At 65.5% G+C, this 14,806-nt stretch carries 16 protein-coding genes, 1 pseudogene and 1 riboswitch; of the genes and pseudogenes, 7 read left to right on the forward strand and 10 right to left on the reverse strand.

What is annotated here, in order from left to right; translation table 11 throughout:
* The first annotated feature begins 173 nt into the window (after positions 1 to 173).
* The gene (gene nrdR, locus ACZK5G_RS03020; protein WP_004143350.1) at positions 174 to 695 is read left to right on the forward strand and encodes a transcriptional regulator NrdR; all 522 of its coding nucleotides are present in this window, start codon (positions 174 to 176) and stop codon (positions 693 to 695) included.
* Between the two features lie 136 nt (positions 696 to 831).
* The gene (gene ribD / locus ACZK5G_RS03025; protein WP_032128044.1) at positions 832 to 1,917 is read left to right on the forward strand and encodes a bifunctional diaminohydroxyphosphoribosylaminopyrimidine deaminase/5-amino-6-(5-phosphoribosylamino)uracil reductase RibD; all 1,086 of its coding nucleotides are present in this window, start codon (positions 832 to 834) and stop codon (positions 1,915 to 1,917) included.
* A 35-nt stretch (positions 1,918 to 1,952) separates the two neighbouring features.
* Here the strand turns inward: ribD and ACZK5G_RS03030 are convergent, their stop codons facing one another.
* The 7 genes and pseudogenes from ACZK5G_RS03030 to ACZK5G_RS03060 all read right to left on the reverse strand — a co-directional run bounded on the left by ACZK5G_RS03030 (position 1,953) and on the right by ACZK5G_RS03060 (position 7,497).
* Entirely contained in the window at positions 1,953 to 2,387 is a 435-nt protein-coding gene (locus ACZK5G_RS03030; protein WP_235202862.1) for a hypothetical protein, read from the reverse strand.
* Between the two features lie 95 nt (positions 2,388 to 2,482).
* Positions 2,483 to 2,966, reverse strand: a pseudogene (locus ACZK5G_RS03035) (hypothetical protein); the annotation flags it as partial.
* Positions 2,967 to 3,072: 106 nt separating this feature from the next.
* Positions 3,073 to 3,786 carry a hypothetical protein gene (locus ACZK5G_RS03040; RefSeq protein ID WP_478465298.1) on the reverse strand — a complete coding sequence of 238 codons (714 nt, stop codon included), beginning with the start codon at positions 3,784 to 3,786 and terminating at the stop codon, positions 3,073 to 3,075.
* Positions 3,783 to 4,679 carry a hypothetical protein gene (locus ACZK5G_RS03045; RefSeq protein ID WP_478465299.1) on the reverse strand — a complete coding sequence of 299 codons (897 nt, stop codon included), beginning with the start codon at positions 4,677 to 4,679 and terminating at the stop codon, positions 3,783 to 3,785. The genes ACZK5G_RS03040 and ACZK5G_RS03045 overlap by 4 nt, the downstream gene beginning before the upstream one ends.
* 138 nt (positions 4,680 to 4,817) lie before the next feature.
* Positions 4,818 to 5,714: a hypothetical protein gene (locus ACZK5G_RS03050; protein WP_107432422.1), complete on the reverse strand. Its 897-nt coding sequence runs from the start codon at positions 5,712 to 5,714 to the stop codon at positions 4,818 to 4,820.
* A 125-nt stretch (positions 5,715 to 5,839) separates the two neighbouring features.
* Positions 5,840 to 6,724 (reverse strand): hypothetical protein, encoded by an 885-nt coding sequence (locus tag ACZK5G_RS03055; RefSeq protein ID WP_478465300.1) that lies wholly within the window; start codon positions 6,722 to 6,724, stop codon positions 5,840 to 5,842.
* 152 nt (positions 6,725 to 6,876) lie between these two features.
* Positions 6,877 to 7,497: a hypothetical protein gene (locus tag ACZK5G_RS03060; protein WP_478465302.1), complete on the reverse strand. Its 621-nt coding sequence runs from the start codon at positions 7,495 to 7,497 to the stop codon at positions 6,877 to 6,879.
* A gap of 187 nt (positions 7,498 to 7,684) precedes the next feature.
* A riboswitch (FMN riboswitch) is annotated at positions 7,685 to 7,830 on the forward strand.
* Between the two features lie 74 nt (positions 7,831 to 7,904).
* Here ACZK5G_RS03060 and ACZK5G_RS03065 point away from each other — a divergent pair.
* From ACZK5G_RS03065 to thiL, 5 genes are all read left to right on the forward strand, one after another.
* Positions 7,905 to 8,531: a riboflavin synthase gene (locus ACZK5G_RS03065; RefSeq protein WP_049425005.1), complete on the forward strand. Its 627-nt coding sequence runs from the start codon at positions 7,905 to 7,907 to the stop codon at positions 8,529 to 8,531.
* Positions 8,528 to 9,628: a 3,4-dihydroxy-2-butanone-4-phosphate synthase gene (ribB, locus tag ACZK5G_RS03070; RefSeq protein ID WP_049425006.1), complete on the forward strand. Its 1,101-nt coding sequence runs from the start codon at positions 8,528 to 8,530 to the stop codon at positions 9,626 to 9,628. Before ACZK5G_RS03065 ends, ribB begins: the two co-directional genes overlap by 4 nt.
* 194 nt (positions 9,629 to 9,822) lie before the next feature.
* Positions 9,823 to 10,290 carry a 6,7-dimethyl-8-ribityllumazine synthase gene (ribH, locus tag ACZK5G_RS03075; RefSeq protein WP_005408061.1) on the forward strand — a complete coding sequence of 156 codons (468 nt, stop codon included), beginning with the start codon at positions 9,823 to 9,825 and terminating at the stop codon, positions 10,288 to 10,290.
* Positions 10,287 to 10,766, forward strand: coding sequence for a transcription antitermination factor NusB (nusB, locus tag ACZK5G_RS03080; protein WP_005408062.1), 480 nt, complete (start codon positions 10,287 to 10,289; stop codon positions 10,764 to 10,766). The genes ribH and nusB overlap by 4 nt, the downstream gene beginning before the upstream one ends.
* 120 nt (positions 10,767 to 10,886) lie before the next feature.
* On the forward strand, positions 10,887 to 11,849 hold the full coding sequence (gene thiL / locus ACZK5G_RS03085; RefSeq protein WP_478465304.1) for a thiamine-phosphate kinase: 963 nt from the start codon (positions 10,887 to 10,889) through the stop codon (positions 11,847 to 11,849).
* Between the two features lie 230 nt (positions 11,850 to 12,079).
* On the opposite strand, the gene ACZK5G_RS03090 is transcribed toward thiL, so the two are convergent.
* From ACZK5G_RS03090 to ACZK5G_RS03100, 3 genes are all read right to left on the reverse strand, one after another.
* A complete protein-coding gene (locus tag ACZK5G_RS03090; RefSeq protein ID WP_032128040.1) occupies positions 12,080 to 12,265 on the reverse strand; it encodes a hypothetical protein in 186 nt (61 codons plus the stop codon).
* Between the two features lie 341 nt (positions 12,266 to 12,606).
* Positions 12,607 to 13,992 carry an FAD-binding oxidoreductase gene (locus tag ACZK5G_RS03095; protein WP_478465306.1) on the reverse strand — a complete coding sequence of 462 codons (1,386 nt, stop codon included), beginning with the start codon at positions 13,990 to 13,992 and terminating at the stop codon, positions 12,607 to 12,609.
* Positions 13,989 to 14,708 (reverse strand): metal-dependent hydrolase, encoded by a 720-nt coding sequence (locus ACZK5G_RS03100; RefSeq protein WP_478465308.1) that lies wholly within the window; start codon positions 14,706 to 14,708, stop codon positions 13,989 to 13,991. Before ACZK5G_RS03100 ends, ACZK5G_RS03095 begins: the two co-directional genes overlap by 4 nt.
* Positions 14,709 to 14,806 lie beyond the last annotated feature (98 nt).

Below are 14,806 nucleotides of genomic sequence, written 5' to 3' on the forward strand. Positions count from 1 at the left end.
TGTCCGGTCGGAAGGCCTGGTTGAGCGGGTAGCCCAGACCTCGCTGGATGCTCTGATTGGCCGAAATGCAGGCGCCTGCGCGCAGACAGCATTTGCTGCGGGGCCCTTTCTCAGGTACCTTTGCGACGCTGCCATGACCGTGGCAATAGGTACTTTCCTGAGCCAGGCGTTCCATGCACTGCCCCTTCTGCCAACATGCCGATACCCGGGTCATCGACTCGCGCGTCTCCGAAGACGGCGCGACGATCCGTCGTCGGCGTGAATGCGAAGCCTGCGGCGAGCGCTTCAGCACCATGGAAACGGTCGAACTGAAGCTGCCCGCCATCGTCAAGAGCGATGGTACCCGCGAGGCATTCGACCAGCGCAAAGTCCGCGCTGGCTTCGACCGCGCGCTGCAGAAGCGTGCCGTGGCCGAAGACAAGATCGAAGCGGCGGTACGCGCCGTGGTCCACCAGCTGCGCATCAGCGGCGAGCGCGAAGTGCCCTCGATCAAGGTTGGCGAGTTCGTCATGAACGAACTGCGCAAGCTCGACCATGTCGGCTATGTGCGCTTCGCGTCGGTCTACCGCAGCTTCGAGGACGTGGCCGATTTCCGCGAGGAGATCGAGAAGCTTGAACGCGACCTGCCCTCCAGTACCGAACAGCTGCAGCTGCTGGGCGACGTGATCGCCCTGACCAAGAAGAAGAAGGGCTGACCGCCCCGGTAGATGCCAACCTTGGTTGGCGCCGATGGCACATCCACTGGTGGGTGCCAACCGTTGGTTGGCACAGTGGCGCCCATCCACGCATGGCGTGGATCTACACCGGCACCGGCGGCGTTACCATGGCCGCATGACCACCCCGTTCTCCGTCCTTGACCACCTGCACATGGCCAACGCACTGCGCCTGGCCGAGCGTGCCGCCTACACCACCCGCCCCAACCCGATGGTCGGCTGCGTGATCGCCCACGGCGAACGCGTGGTCGGGCAGGGCTGGCACCAGCGCGCCGGTGGACCGCACGCCGAAGTGTTCGCGCTGCGCGAGGCCGGCAGCGAAGCACGCGGTGCCACCGCCTACGTCACCCTGGAGCCTTGTGCGCACTACGGGCGCACACCGCCGTGTGCGCTGGCCTTGATCGAAGCGGGTGTGTCGCGCGTCGTGGCCGCGATGCGCGATCCGTTCCCGAAGGTCGATGGTGGTGGCTTCGATCTGCTGCGCAACGCCGGCATCGAGGTCGCCGAAGGGCTGATGGCGGCGCAGGCACGCGAGATCAACAAGGGCTTCCTGTCGCGTGTGGAGCGCAACCGGCCGTGGCTGCGGGTGAAGCTGGCCGCCAGCCTCGACGGTCGCACCGCGATGGCCGATGGCAGTTCCAAGTGGATCACCGGCCCGGCTGCGCGCGAAGACGTGCAGCACTGGCGCGCGCGCGCCGGCGCGATCCTGACCGGCGCCGAAACCGTGCTGGCCGACGACCCGATGCTGACCGTGCGCCTGGCTGATGCCGAGGTGATGCCGCCACTGCGCGTAGTGCTGGATTCGCGCCTGCGCTCACTGGAGTGCAGCCGCGTGCGCGAGGGCGGGGCACCGACGCTGTACCTGCACGATGCTGCAGTGAGTGCACCGGATGCGGCCGATGCCGAATTCGCCAGCGTGCCCAGTGTTGACGGCCGTCTCGATCTTGGCGCGGTGCTGGCACTGCTGGCCGAACGCGGCATCAACGAAGTGCATACCGAAGCCGGCGCGACGCTGGCCGGTGCCTTGCTGCACGGCGGCTGGGTGGACGAACTGCTGCTGTATCAGGCGCCCACGCTGCTGGGCGATACCGGTCGCCCGCTGCTGGCCGGCCTCGGCATCGATGCCATGGACCAGCAGCGCCGCCTGCGTGTGGTGGACCAGCGTCAGGTCGGTGAGGACATCAGGCTGCTGCTGCGCCCGTGAGGCAATGACGCGAAGCAGGAGCGATGCCCTTGTCGTCAGGCTTCCTCGTCGTCTTCTTCGCCGACGGGGCACTGGCCCTTCCATTGCTGCTTCCACAGCGCATGCAGGTTGCGGCAGTACGCGCCCAGTGCCTCGCCCGGCAGGTTCTTCGCCTTCAATCGCAACTGGTGACGGGTAAACCCGTCGTCGTACTCATGCGGCAATACCAACACGGCACACTGATCGTGGTACATCAGGAACGCGTGACAGTCGTCGTCTTCGCTCATCCACGCATCCAGCTGCCTGTCGCTCAGCAGGGTTGACTCGAAGGCAACCGCTGGGATGACCGAGAAGGTCGTAATCCTGGACTTGGGAGCTTTGGCTTGCCCGCACGCCACAAGCGCCAGCAGCGTCAGCAACATGACCATGGTCGACGTCGTGCGGTGTTTCATGCGGTTGCCCCGATGGAAGAGGGCAACAGCATTGACCATGCGGGCCGCACAGGGCCATGCAACGGTTCTGAAAGTGCGGGTGCAGTCGTCATCCGCGACCGAGAGCCGAGCGTGGGCTCGGCTCTACACGCGGCTCACGCGCACTCGTCGGTCCACATCATCTCGGCGATCGGGCGCAGTGCCTTGCACTCCTGCGTCATCTCATCGGCCGACTGCACCTGTGCCTTGGCCTTCAGCTCCTCGGCCATGGCGTCCACGCCGCTGATCTGGTCCGGTGCGACCTTCGCCACGCAGGCACGATGCTGCTGCAGCAACAGGTCGCAGCCCGGTACGCCGGTCACCTTCGGCGCGTTGGCCGCCTGCGCGTCCTGCATCCAGTCCTCGAACGGTGCCAGCGCGCCGGTCACGGTGCCCACCAGGTCATCGAAATTGCCGCTGTACCAGTAGCCGTTGTCCTTGGCCGGTGTAGGTGATCCGCGCCAGCTTCTGGTCTTCAACATATTCGTTGTCTTCGATCACGCTCTTGGTGGCGCGGCACTTCGAATCACCCGGGGCCTTGGCATGCAGCGCTTCGGTGGCCGCAGCGTCGACCTTGGCGCCGGTGCTGGCAACAACGGTCGGCCCTTGCTGGCCGGCTTTTGCCTCTGCGCGTAGATGACCAGCGCCAAGTGGGGAGAGCTGCGGCTCCTGCTGTGGGGCCTGAACAGCAGATCTCTGCGTTTCACTACCAATGTTTGGCATTCCAGACATTGACTTCGCTTGGTTCGCGTGGTTCGCCCGGTAAGCCCGACAGCGGAGCCATCATCAAAACCCACGTACGCAGCGACGGCAAGTCCGTCGGCACCCACTCCTTCGTACCCGCGTCCTGTGAAAATTCCACGCTGCCGGTCCTCGCGATGCTGGGTGCCTTTCGCAACCTATCGAGGTCGATGCGCAGCCTTGTGAGCGAATCTTCCTCCAGCTTCATTTGAAGCTCTACCCGCGTCAGCCTTGGTGTCACCGCAGCAATGTCCGGCAACTGGCAGGTGTAGTCCACTGTGGCCCAGTACACATCCTCACGCACTTCCTGTTTCGATCCAATGGTTCGACACTTCATGGCGCGCATTCGCGCCTTCAGCTCACGGACGTATTCCTCGCGCAGCTGTGCCTCCTCGCCTATATGCGGTGTATCACCGAACATGATCGTGTGAATCATCAGACTGCGCAGTTCATCAAGATCATGCGCTGGCACCTCGTTCAGTGCCGCGATTTTTTCGATGGCATGCGGGTCACCTTCCGTGAACCGTACATACAGACTGAAGCTCCGCTCTGGCGTGCTTGCGTCAAGACGGCTCTGATCAGACCTGTCCGGTGCGCCCTTTGCGAAGGCAGGCAACACCAGGCAGGCAAGCAACAGCGCCGTGCGACCTGTCAGATATCGCGACATCTGAATCGTCATTTGCAGGGCTCCGGCCACATTGCATCGATCTTCGGGCGCAGCGCCACACACTGCTGTGCGAGCTCAGTATCCGCCACGTCCTTGTGTTCGATGCTCAGCCTCTGTGCCAGAGCATCGACATCAGTTAGCTTCTGTGGCTCAAAACGCGCGGCGCAACGGCGATACCGTTGGGTCAGTTCATCGCATTCAGCTACACCGGTCGTCTGCTGTTCAGCGCGCCGCATTGTCTCGAACAGCCACGTTCGCATTGGCAGCCAAGCCCGCATCAGGACCTCACCCACATCTTTTTCGACCTGGCCGTAGACGGTGTTAACGCCTGGCCCTTCGCTGTGCCACGTACTGCTCCCCGGTGCAGAAATCAATCGGGTGTCTCCCTCGACCTCACGAAAAGGCCCGTCGCTCAACAGCGTTCTATAGGCCGTCCAGAAGCGGATGTCGCTCGTATCGTCCCGGTCAAACAATGACGCATCGTAGAGCAAGCGAAGTGCATCCAGATCGGCCACGTGACAGGTGAAACCGACATCTGCCACGTGGAAGCCCTCATCAAGACCATCCCTGACCTCGCTGTGGATAGCGCGACAGTGCGTCCTACGCTGCACCTCGGTAGCCCAGTGCCGTCTTGCGGTCTTCACGTCAACCGGGCTGACTCCCTGAAAATGAACGTTGGGCGATTGGCGGTACAGGGCCCATGCGATCGCTGGGAAATCGGGATGCCTCCCGCGGAACTCGCCCAGTGCGGGCCCGATGCGTGCATCGAACTCGCGCTGGGAGTCGGCATCGTTCTGCAACACGGTGCGTGCGTACAGGTCGAACGTCGCTTCTGGGGTAAGGGGAGGGGGGCTGCCTGCAGCCGGGAAGGCGGCAAGGACCAGGAAGTAGAGAAGCGTACGCATCAAGGGTCGCCCTTGGCGAAGGATCGGGAAGCATTGCCCCGCCGCAGATGGCCGTCCATGCAATTATTCCGAAATGGCATCATTCAAGGTGAATGCGGCATTGGTGAGTACAGGCGCATACGGCGGGGCATCTGCGCATTAATCGCAGGGCTCTGGCCACAGGGCTTCAACCTTGGCTCGCAGTGCCAGGCATTGCTGTGCCAGTTCGCTGTCCGCTACCGTCCTGTGCTGTGCGCTGATATGCCTTGCCAGTTCGTAGGCGCCCAGCAGTTCATTCGGTGCGAAGCGGGCCGCACAGCGCTGATACTGCTGGATCATGCCGTCACAATCGGCAACCAGTGTCATGTGTTTTTCGCTCGCTGTAAGCGTCTGACCCCACCAGTGGGGCATCGGTGCCCATGCCTCCATCAGCACCCGGCTGATGTCTTTCTCAATCCGGCCATGGATCGAGAGCTGGTCGAGCTCCTCGCTATGCCAGATATCGCTATCGGGGGCCATCACCAGCTGGGTCGTGCCGTTGAGAGCCCGGAACGGGCCATCGCGCAAAAGCGTGACATAGGACGACCAAATGAGATCGTTTCTCTCATCCTGATCGTCAAACTGCCAGGCCTCAAACAGGGAGCGCAGTCGCTCGATATCGCCCACCCGGCAGGTGAAGCGAACGGTGGCGACGCGATAGCCGTCGCTTAGCCGGTGCCAGGTATCGCTACTCAAAGCGCGGCAGCGCGAGCTGCGGGTAACCGCGGTAATCCACGCCTGCTGGGCTTGAGCGGCATCGACCGCCCCAGCATTATCGGCCACCCATTCCAGAGCAGCGTCTGGAAAGGCTTTGGACAACGGTGAAGTTTCGTCTTCCCATCCCCGGAACATGTCCAGTGCAGGTCCCACGGTTGCGTGGAACTCACGCCACGCTTGGCGGTCGTTCTCGACCAGCGCCCGCATATACAGGTCGAAGGTGGATTCCGGCGAGAGCGGCGCTGGTCGAGCTGCTGCTGGCACCGTGGCCAGCAGCAGGGATAAAAGCAGGAGGCGCATCACTAGAGCCTTGGGGCGAACGGCTCGCGAGTGTGCAGTGGTCGTCAGGTACCGTCTATCAGATTTGTTTGAAATAGAACGGTAGCTGGTTGCCACGCTCTGGAAAGCGTCCCAGTGTCACCCTCTCACGCGCACGCGTCGGTCCACATCATCTCGGCGATCGGGCGCAGCGCCTTGCATTCCTGCGTCATCTCATCGGCAGACTGCACCTGGGCCTTGGCCTTCAGTTCCTCGGCCATGGCGTCCACGCCGCTGATCTGGTCCGGTGCGATCTTCGCCACGCAGGCACGATGCTGCTGCAGCAACAGGTCGCAGCCCGGTACGCCGGTCACCTTCGGCGCGTTGGCCGCCTGCGCGTCCTGCATCCAGTCCTCGAACGGTGCCAGCGCACCGGCCACGGTGCCCACCAGGTCATCGAAATTGCCGCTGTACCAGTAGCCGTTGTCCTTGGCCGGGTACAGGGTGAATGTGCCGCTGACCGGCACGCGCGCGCCACTCTGCAGCGCCTGGGTGTAGGCATCGGTGAACTGCTTGCGCGAGGCCGGGCTGGCATCGGATGCGAGGCTGGCGGCGAACAGCGGGCGCACCTTGCCCAGGTCGGGCAGCTGGCAGCTGTAGGTGATCCGCGCCAGCTTCTGGTCTTCAACGTATTGGTTATCTTCGATCACGCTCTTGGTCGCGCGGCACTTCGAATCACGCAGCGCCTTGGCATACAGCGCTTCGGTGGCTGCAGCGTCTACCTTGGCGCCGGTGCTGGCCAGTACGGTCTGCCAGGGTTCGGCCAATGCCTTGGCCAGCGCACCCGGGTTCGGGGTCACAGCGTCCTGGCCTTCGAATGCCGGTTTCAGTGCGTCGTTGAGCGCGCGCGTGGCGGTCGCGTCGTCTTCCAGCAGGGTGCGTGCATACAGGTCGAACGCCTGTTCGGGCGACAGCGTGGCCGGGGCGGCCGTGGCGATCAGCGGGGCGCACAGCAGCATGCTGGCCAGCAGAGTACGGGTGGGGGTCTTCATGACGGTGTTTTCCTGTTCCAGAGGCGCGCAAGCCTAGCGCATCTGCGTGGGCTTTCGATGGCGCGATGGGGTCACGAGGTCGTGTATGCCGGCCAAAAAAACGGGCCCCTTGCGGGGCCCGTTCGATCGCACGACGAGGAGCGATCGTTGGATCAGAAGCTGGCGCGGATGCCGGCCGAGTACTGGGTGACGTCGCGGTAGCCGGAGATCTCGCCCACCAGACCCCAGGTCCTGGTGAAGTTGATCTGGCCACCGAGGGTGCCGACCCAGGTGCCCTTGTAGTTGTTGCCGCCGTCCATGTAACCGGCCTTGGCCCAGGCTTCGGTCATGCGCGACGGCTTGCCGCGGATGCCCATGGTGGCGCGGGCCAGGTTGGTGTGGTCCTTGTAGCGGTCGCTGTAGCCGTCATAACGATCGGTCAGCTCAGCGTTCTGGCGCACCCAGGCGATGTCGGCGGTGAAGTCGACGCGGTCGGTCCACGGCATGTGGTAGCCGATGCCCAGCTCCGGCTGATTCAGTTCAACCTTCAGCGAACCGTCGCTGTAGTGATAGGTCTTGCTGGTGCGCGACCAGCCACCAAACACGTAGACCTGTTCGGCGATGGCCACAGAGCCACGCAGGTAGCCGCCGTCGACCTTCGGGTCGTCCAGTGCGTTGTCGTCAACCTTGACCTGCGTCCAACCGCCTTCAACGTAGGTGTAGCTCAGGGCGTCGGCCGAAGCCGAGAGCGGGGCGGCGGCCAGCAGGGCGGCCACGATCAGCATCTTGCGCATGGGAATTCCTGTGAATTTCAGTCCTTTGGCGGGCATGCCCAGCGGGCTGCCCGTGGCGACCTCATGTCGTCCGGGGCAGAATTTTAATGAAAGTTTTACAAATTGCGAGCGACGGCCGTCACAGCTGTGGCATCCGACCCCGTTCAGCACGGGCTGGTACACTAGCCACGCCGGTTCGCCGGTACACAAACGTCTTCAGGGCGGGGTGCAATTCCCCACCGGCGGTAGGTGCGCAAGCACGAGCCCGCGAGCGCCCCGGCCCACGGCCGGGGGTCAGCAGATCCGGTCCAATGCCGGAGCCGACGGTCATAGTCCGGATGAAAGAAGACGGTGCCACAGGGCTCATGCCCTGCGTGCGCCTGTTTGCCTTGCGGCGTTTTTCGCTCACTTTTCGCGGAGAACGTTACTTGTTTACTGGAATCATCGAAGGCGTCGGCCGTCTGGCCGCACGCGAATCCATTGGCGGCGATGTCCGCTTCACCTTCAATGTCGGGACTCTGCCGTTCGACAACGTGCAGATGGGCGAGAGCATTGCCATCAACGGCGTCTGCCTCACCGTCATCGCATTCGACGCCAGCAGCTTCCAGGCTGATGCGTCCACCGAGACCCTGGGCCTGACCACGCTCGGCCAGCTGTCCGAAGGGGCGGTCATCAACCTTGAACGCGCCATGCGCCCGACCGACCGCCTCGGCGGCCATCTGGTCAGCGGCCACGTGGACGGTCTCGGCCAGGTGCTGTCCATCCACGAAGACGCGCGTGCCCAGCGTTGGCGTTTCGCCGCGCCGGCCTCGCTGCGCCGCTACATCGCCAAGAAGGGCTCGATCTGCGTGGACGGCGTCAGCCTCACCGTCAACGAAGTGGACGATGAAGGTTTTGAAGTCGCCCTGATCCCGCACACGGTGGCCAACACCGCCTTCTCCGCCGCAGGCGTGGGCAGCGCGGTCAATCTTGAAATCGATCTGGTCGCCCGCTACGTCGAACGCCTGATCAGCGTGCCGGCCAACGGCCAGCACCCGCATGGAGATGCAGCATGAACTTCGCCCCGATTCCGGAAATCCTGGAAGACATCCGCCTGGGCCGCATGGTCGTCATCGTCGATGACGAAGACCGCGAGAACGAAGGCGACCTGATCATGGCCGCCGAGCTGGTCAAGGCCAGCGACATCAACTTCATGGTCACCCATGGCCGTGGCCTGGTGTGCCTGCCGCTGAACCGCACCCGCGCCGCCGATCTCGGCCTGGCGCCGATGGTGCAGGCCAATACCGCGCAGTTCCAGACCAATTTCACGGTCAGCATCGAGGCCGCCGAGGGCGTCACCACCGGCATCTCGGCGCATGACCGCGCGCACACCATCCGTACCGCGGTGAAGCCCAACGCCAAGCCGTCGGACCTGCACCAGCCGGGCCACATCTTCCCGCTGATCGCTCAGCCGGGCGGCGTGCTGACCCGCGCCGGCCACACCGAGGCGGCCGTGGACATGGCCATGCTGGCCGGGCTGGAACCGGCCGGCGTGCTGGTGGAGATCCTGAACCCGGATGGCAGCATGGCACGCCGCCCGGAACTGGAAGTGTTCGCCCGCGAGCACGGCCTGAAGATGGGCTCCATCGCCGACCTGATCGCCTACCGCCTGGCCACCGAAAAGACCGTCGAGCGTGTGGACGAGCGCGAGATCGAGACCGAGTTCGGCCCGTTCAAGCTGGTCACCTATCGCGACCGCATCGCCCACGACGTGCATTTCGCCCTGGTGCGCGGCACCCCGGATGCCGAAACGCCGACCCTGGTGCGCGTGCAGGTGGAAAACCCGCTGGCCGACCTGCTGCACTGGCGCCGCGATGACTTCGGCGTGGCTGCCACCGATGCCCTGCGCGCGATCGATGCCGAAGGCGCCGGTGTGATGGTGGTGCTGTCGGCCCCGCGCGACGGCGAGGCCCTGCTGGCCCGCCTGCGCCAGCAGCCGGCGCCGGTGGTGCCGGGCAAGGATAAGGACGTGAGCCAGTGGCGCCGCAATGGTGCTGGCGCGCAGATCCTGTCCGACCTGGGCCTGGGCAAGCTGCGCGTACTGGGCACCCCGCGCCGCCAGATCGGCCTGGCCGGCTACGGCCTGGAAGTGGTGGAGACGGTGACCCTGTAATGGGTGGTGCCGGCCGCTTGCCGGCAACCGCAGTCCCCGTGATTGCCGGCCAGCGGCCGGCACTACCGGTGGGTGGCGACCCCGTGCCACCGGTGGGTGCCGACCGTTGGTCGGCACGCCCCGGGCCCCCATCGGCCACGGCCGGGGCCCATCCACGCTAGAATTACCCCCTTATCGAGTCCCCCAAGCCGCATATGAGCCACTTCGAAGGCGATCTTCGCACTCCCGAATCGGCGCGCTTCGCCATCCTGGCCAGCCGCTGGAACGCCCGCATCACCGACACGCTGGTCGCTGGCGCCCGCCAGAGCCTGGCTGGCAACGGCATCACCGAGGCCAACATCGACGTGATCCGCGTGCCGGGTGCCTGGGAACTGCCGCTGGTGGCCGCGCGCCTGGCCGCCGCCCACGAACACGCCGCCATCCTTACCCTGGGCTGCGTGATCCGTGGCGATACCCGCCACTACGAGCACGTGGCCGATCGCTGCGCCGAAGGCCTGATGCGCGTGCAGCTGGACTTCGGCGTGCCGGTGCTGAACGGCGTGCTGGCGGTGGAACGCGTTGAAGACGCCGAGGCCCGCGCAGGCGGCAGCCACGGCAACAAGGGCGAGGAAGTCGCACTCGCCGCATTGGAAATGGTCAATCTTCTGGAGCAGCTGCCATGAACAAGAACACCCAGGGCAAGCCCTCCGGTAAACCCGTCCGCCGTGATGGCGTCGATCCGGTGCTGCGCTCGCGCGCGCGCCGTCGTGCTGTGCAGGCCATCTACGCCTGGCAGATCTCCGGCGGCAACGCCCAGTCGCTGATCGCCCAGTTCGCCCACGAGCAGGCCCGCGAAATCGCCGACCTGGCGTACTTCGAAGCACTGCTGCACGGCGTGCTCGACAACCGCCGCGACATCGACGAAGCGCTCGGCCCGTACCTGGACCGTGGCATCGAAGAAGTGGACGCGATCGAACGCGCGGTGCTGCGCCTGGCGGCGTACGAGCTGCGCTACCGCCTGGACGTGCCGTACCGCGTGGTGATCAACGAAGCCATCGAATCGGCCAAGCGCTTCGGTTCCGAGCATGGCCATACCTACGTCAACGGCGTGCTGGATCGTGCCGCCGTGGAATGGCGCAAGGTCGAATCGGGTCACTGACCCACCTGTGGTAGTGCCGGCCGCTGGCCGGCAGCTGCAGGGATCCTGAGGTTGCCGGCCAGCGGCCGGCACTACCGCCCACCGCGCACTGCGCGGCACGTACAACAGCGGGAGCGCCCCATGTCCCTGGCCGAATTCGCCCTCATTGACCGCATCCGCGCCCGTACCCTCGAGCGCGACGACATCCTGCTCGGCATCGGCGACGACGCTGCGCTGCTGCAGCCGCGTGCCAATGAGCAACTGGTGGTCACTGCCGACACGCTCAACAGCGGCGTGCACTTCCCGGTGGAAACCCCGGCCTTCGACATCGGCTGGAAGACCCTGGCGGTCAACCTGTCGGACCTGGCCGCGATGGGCGCGCGCCCGGCGTGGTGCACGCTGGCGTTGTCGCTGCCGGAAGCCTCCGAAGACTGGATCGATGCGTTCGCCGATGGCTTTTTCGCCCTGGCCGATCAGCACGACATCGCGTTGATCGGCGGTGACACCACGCGTGGCCCGCTGTCGCTGTCGGTGACCGCGATGGGCCAGGTCGGTCGTGGCCAGGCCCTGCGTCGCGACCGCGCGCAGCTTGGCGATGACATCTGGGTGAGCGGCACACTCGGCGATGCCGCCGGTGCGCTGCGCCTGTGGCAGCAAGCTGCGCTGAGCATCGCCACCGCCACGCTGCTGGCCGACTACGAAAGCCTGCGCCTGCGTCTGCTGCGGCCGACGCCGCGTGTGACCCTGGGCCTGCGCCTGCGTGCGTTCGCGCACGCGGCGGTGGATGTGTCCGATGGCCTGCTGGCCGATCTGGGCCACATTGCCACGCGCAGCAACGTGGCCGCACATGTCGATGCCGATTCGTTGCCGATCTCCCACGCGCTGCGTGAGCTGCTCGGCCGCGATGGCGCGCGCGACTGCGCACTGCGCGGTGGCGACGACTACGAACTGTGCTTCACCGCCGCCGCCGACCAGCGCGACGCGCTGCACTACCTGGCCGAATCGCTGGACGTGCCGCTCACCCGCATCGGTCGCATTGCCGAAGGGCAGGGCGTGCATGTGGATGGCGAAGCCGCCGACGGCGGATACCAGCACTTCGTCTGATTGATGACGCCGGGCATGGCCCGGCGCTGCCACGCGACTGAAACCGCCGGGCATGACCGGGTGCTGCCGTATCGGTGCGCGGTTGCTGGATGACATCGACGCTGCAGAGCCGAGCCTACGCTCGGCTCACGCGCGAAGCGCGGCTTTCATCGCGATGTGCCCCATGGCAGCCGAGCATGGGCTCGGCTCTGCAGATGTCGCTAAGCTGCCTGCAACTGCACATCCAGTACTCAGTCAGCCTGCGGCTGCCTGCCGCGACGCTGCTGCAGGCAGGACTCACACGTGACCGTTGCCAGCGACCGCGCATCGTTGACCGCGGCCAGGGCCTGCTCCAGGATCGGCGCGAGGTCATGTGGCAGGCGCGCAGCGGCTTCGCCAAGAGTGGTGATGACATGGGGATAGAGAGGCTTGTACATCTCGGCATCCTTGTTCGCAGGGCGTGGGCCCTGTTGCTTCGACCCAACCCGTTCGGCGGTTGCCAACGGCTCACAGAGATGCCGATGGTGCTGTCACTGCGGGCTCACTGGACCAGGCAGCTGGCGCTCACGGCGGGCGTGGGTCAGAGCTGTGTGGTGCTGTTGGCGATATGTACCTGGCAAAGGCGCAGTTTTCCCATGCAACAAGTTGCAAAGCACACTGGACACCGGATGGAGCTTCAGTTGACGGCTGGCAGCGTGAAGGTCCGTAGCGGGTACAGTGCGACGCCTCCAGCTGGGGAGGGCTCCTGCGGGTCGTCGTCAACACATTGGCAGTGGCACTACACCGGCGGCAGCACCTTGCCGGGGTTGAGGATGCCGTCCGGGTCCAGCGCGGCCTTGATCGCTCGCATCGTCGCCAGCGTTTCTGCGGTGAAGGCCTTCGCCATGAAATCTCGCTTGGCCAGGCCAATGCCGTGTTCTCCCGACAGCGTGCCGCCCAACGCCAGCGTCAGCTCGAAGATCTTTGGCAGCGCGGCATGCGCGCGCGCGTTCTCGTCGGCATCATCCGGGTGGTAGAGGATGTTGACGTGCAGGTTGCCGTTGCCGGCATGGCCGAAGGTGACGATGGTGAGTGCGTAGTCACGTGCCAGTGCCTGCACGCCGGCCACCAGTTCCGGAATGCGCGACACCGGTACCACCACGTCTTCGTTGATCTTGCCCGGCGCGACGCTGCGCAGTGCGGGCGACAACGCTTTGCGTGCGGCCCACAGCTGATCGCGTGCACGACCTTCCATCGCCACATCCAGTTCGATCATGCCGTCGCCCTCTGCGGCGCTGGCCAGCGCCTGCAGCAGGTAGGGCAGGGTGTCGTGGTCACCATCGGCTTCGACCAGCAGCATCGCACCGGCCTCCGGCACGTCGGCACCATTCAGCCGCAGCAGCTCCAGGCTGCGTGCGTCCATGAACTCCAGGCGGGTCGGCACCACCGGCTGCGACATCAGCCGCGATACCGCCGCAGCGGCGGCATCGGCATCGCGGTACAGCACACGCAGGCCGGCCTGGCTGACTGGCAACGGGGTCAGTTTGAGCGTGGCTTCTACGATCAGTGCCAGCGTGCCTTCGCTGCCCACCAGCAGATGCGTGAGGTCATAGCCGGTGGCGTCCTTGGTGTAGGCACCGCCGCAGCGGATCACGTCGCCAGTGCCGGTAACGGCAACCAGGCCCAGCACGTTGTCGCGGCTGGTGCCGTACTTCACCGCGCGCGGGCCGCCGGCATTGCAGGCCAGGTTGCCGCCGATGCTGCAGATCTCGGCGCTGGATGGATCCGGCGCCCAGAACAGGCCATGCGGGGCCAGCGCCTGCTGCAGGGCGCCGTTGAGCACGCCCGGTTGCACCACCGCGCAACGGTCACCGGCGCGGATCTCGACGATGCGGTCCATGCGGGTGAACGACAGCACGATACTGCCGGGCAGCGGCACCGCCGCGCCGGTGGTGCCGGTACCAGCCCCACGTGCGACCAAGGCCACGCCATGCGCACGGCAGGCCCGCACCAAAGCCTGCACCTGTTCGATGTCGGCTGGCAGCGCCACCGCCGCCGGGCGCTGGTGACGCCATGAGTTGTCCTGCGCGTTCGCCTCCAGCGCGCCGTCATCCATGCGCCAGCCCTCCGCGCCCAGCAGGGCGGACAGTTCGGCAACCAGTGCAGCAGGCAGGGCAGGACTCATGACGGATCTCGTGGGGTAACAGGAGCGGGTTGGATCAGTTTCCAGGCAACAACGGCGGTAGCCAGTGGCAGCCACACCCAGCGCAGTTCAGAGAGCAGGGTGGCCACGCCCCGCGCGCTGAAGAACTGCGGGGCGAAGGGTGAAACGCGGATGGGTCGCCACGGCGCGAAGAAGCGCTGCTCGCTCCATGGCCAGGCAAGGGCGACGCCGAGGCCGCCGGAGGTCATCGCATCCAGTAGTGGATGGCTGGCGGCACAGACGAAGACGAACACCGCCGCTTGTAGGGTCGATGCCACCGTTGGCCCTGCCTTGGCAGGTGCCAACCTTGGTTGGCACGAAACCGCCGACCAAGGTCGGCGACTACCAGAGCGTGCCATTGCCTCTTCGGTAGGTGCCAACCTTGGTTGGCACAGAAGCGCCGACCAAGGTCGGCGACTACCGGGGTTGCGGGGTGCCGACCAAGGTCGGCGGCTACCAAAGAACGCCAACACCGCGGCCACCGCCGCCAGCACGCCGGCAAACAGCAACGAATGGCTGGCACCGCGATGTCCGAACGCATCGGCGTAGGGAATGTGCAGTGCAAAGGCCAGCACATCGGCATCGGGCAGCATCGCAGCGATCACACCGGCAGCAAGCAGGCGCGGTGGGATGCGGCCACGGTCAGCGGCGCACCAGAGCGCCAACGGCACAGCGGCATGGGTGATGATCGACGGCATCAGTCACGCACCGTGGTTGTGCCGGCCCGGCTGCGCTCTGGTGGGTGCCAACCTTGGTTGGCACAGAAGCGCCGACCAAAGTCGGCCTCTACCAGAGC

The organism is Stenotrophomonas sp. 62841_Sma (assembly GCF_056482945.1).

Coding starts and splice junctions, on each gene's coding strand:
- nrdR (WP_004143350.1), top strand. CDS start 174: ATGCACTGCCCCTTCTGCCAACATGCCGATACCCGGGTCATCGACTCG.
- ribD (WP_032128044.1), top strand. CDS start 832: ATGACCACCCCGTTCTCCGTCCTTGACCACCTGCACATGGCCAACGCA.
- ACZK5G_RS03030 (WP_235202862.1), bottom strand. CDS start 2,387: ATGGTCAATGCTGTTGCCCTCTTCCATCGGGGCAACCGCATGAAACAC.
- ACZK5G_RS03040 (WP_478465298.1), bottom strand. CDS start 3,786: ATGACGATTCAGATGTCGCGATATCTGACAGGTCGCACGGCGCTGTTG.
- ACZK5G_RS03045 (WP_478465299.1), bottom strand. CDS start 4,679: ATGCGTACGCTTCTCTACTTCCTGGTCCTTGCCGCCTTCCCGGCTGCA.
- ACZK5G_RS03050 (WP_107432422.1), bottom strand. CDS start 5,714: ATGCGCCTCCTGCTTTTATCCCTGCTGCTGGCCACGGTGCCAGCAGCA.
- ACZK5G_RS03055 (WP_478465300.1), bottom strand. CDS start 6,724: ATGAAGACCCCCACCCGTACTCTGCTGGCCAGCATGCTGCTGTGCGCC.
- ACZK5G_RS03060 (WP_478465302.1), bottom strand. CDS start 7,497: ATGCGCAAGATGCTGATCGTGGCCGCCCTGCTGGCCGCCGCCCCGCTC.
- ribB (WP_049425006.1), top strand. CDS start 8,528: ATGAACTTCGCCCCGATTCCGGAAATCCTGGAAGACATCCGCCTGGGC.
- ribH (WP_005408061.1), top strand. CDS start 9,823: ATGAGCCACTTCGAAGGCGATCTTCGCACTCCCGAATCGGCGCGCTTC.
- nusB (WP_005408062.1), top strand. CDS start 10,287: ATGAACAAGAACACCCAGGGCAAGCCCTCCGGTAAACCCGTCCGCCGT.
- thiL (WP_478465304.1), top strand. CDS start 10,887: ATGTCCCTGGCCGAATTCGCCCTCATTGACCGCATCCGCGCCCGTACC.
- ACZK5G_RS03090 (WP_032128040.1), bottom strand. CDS start 12,265: ATGTACAAGCCTCTCTATCCCCATGTCATCACCACTCTTGGCGAAGCC.
- ACZK5G_RS03095 (WP_478465306.1), bottom strand. CDS start 13,992: ATGAGTCCTGCCCTGCCTGCTGCACTGGTTGCCGAACTGTCCGCCCTG.
- ACZK5G_RS03100 (WP_478465308.1), bottom strand. CDS start 14,708: ATGCCGTCGATCATCACCCATGCCGCTGTGCCGTTGGCGCTCTGGTGC.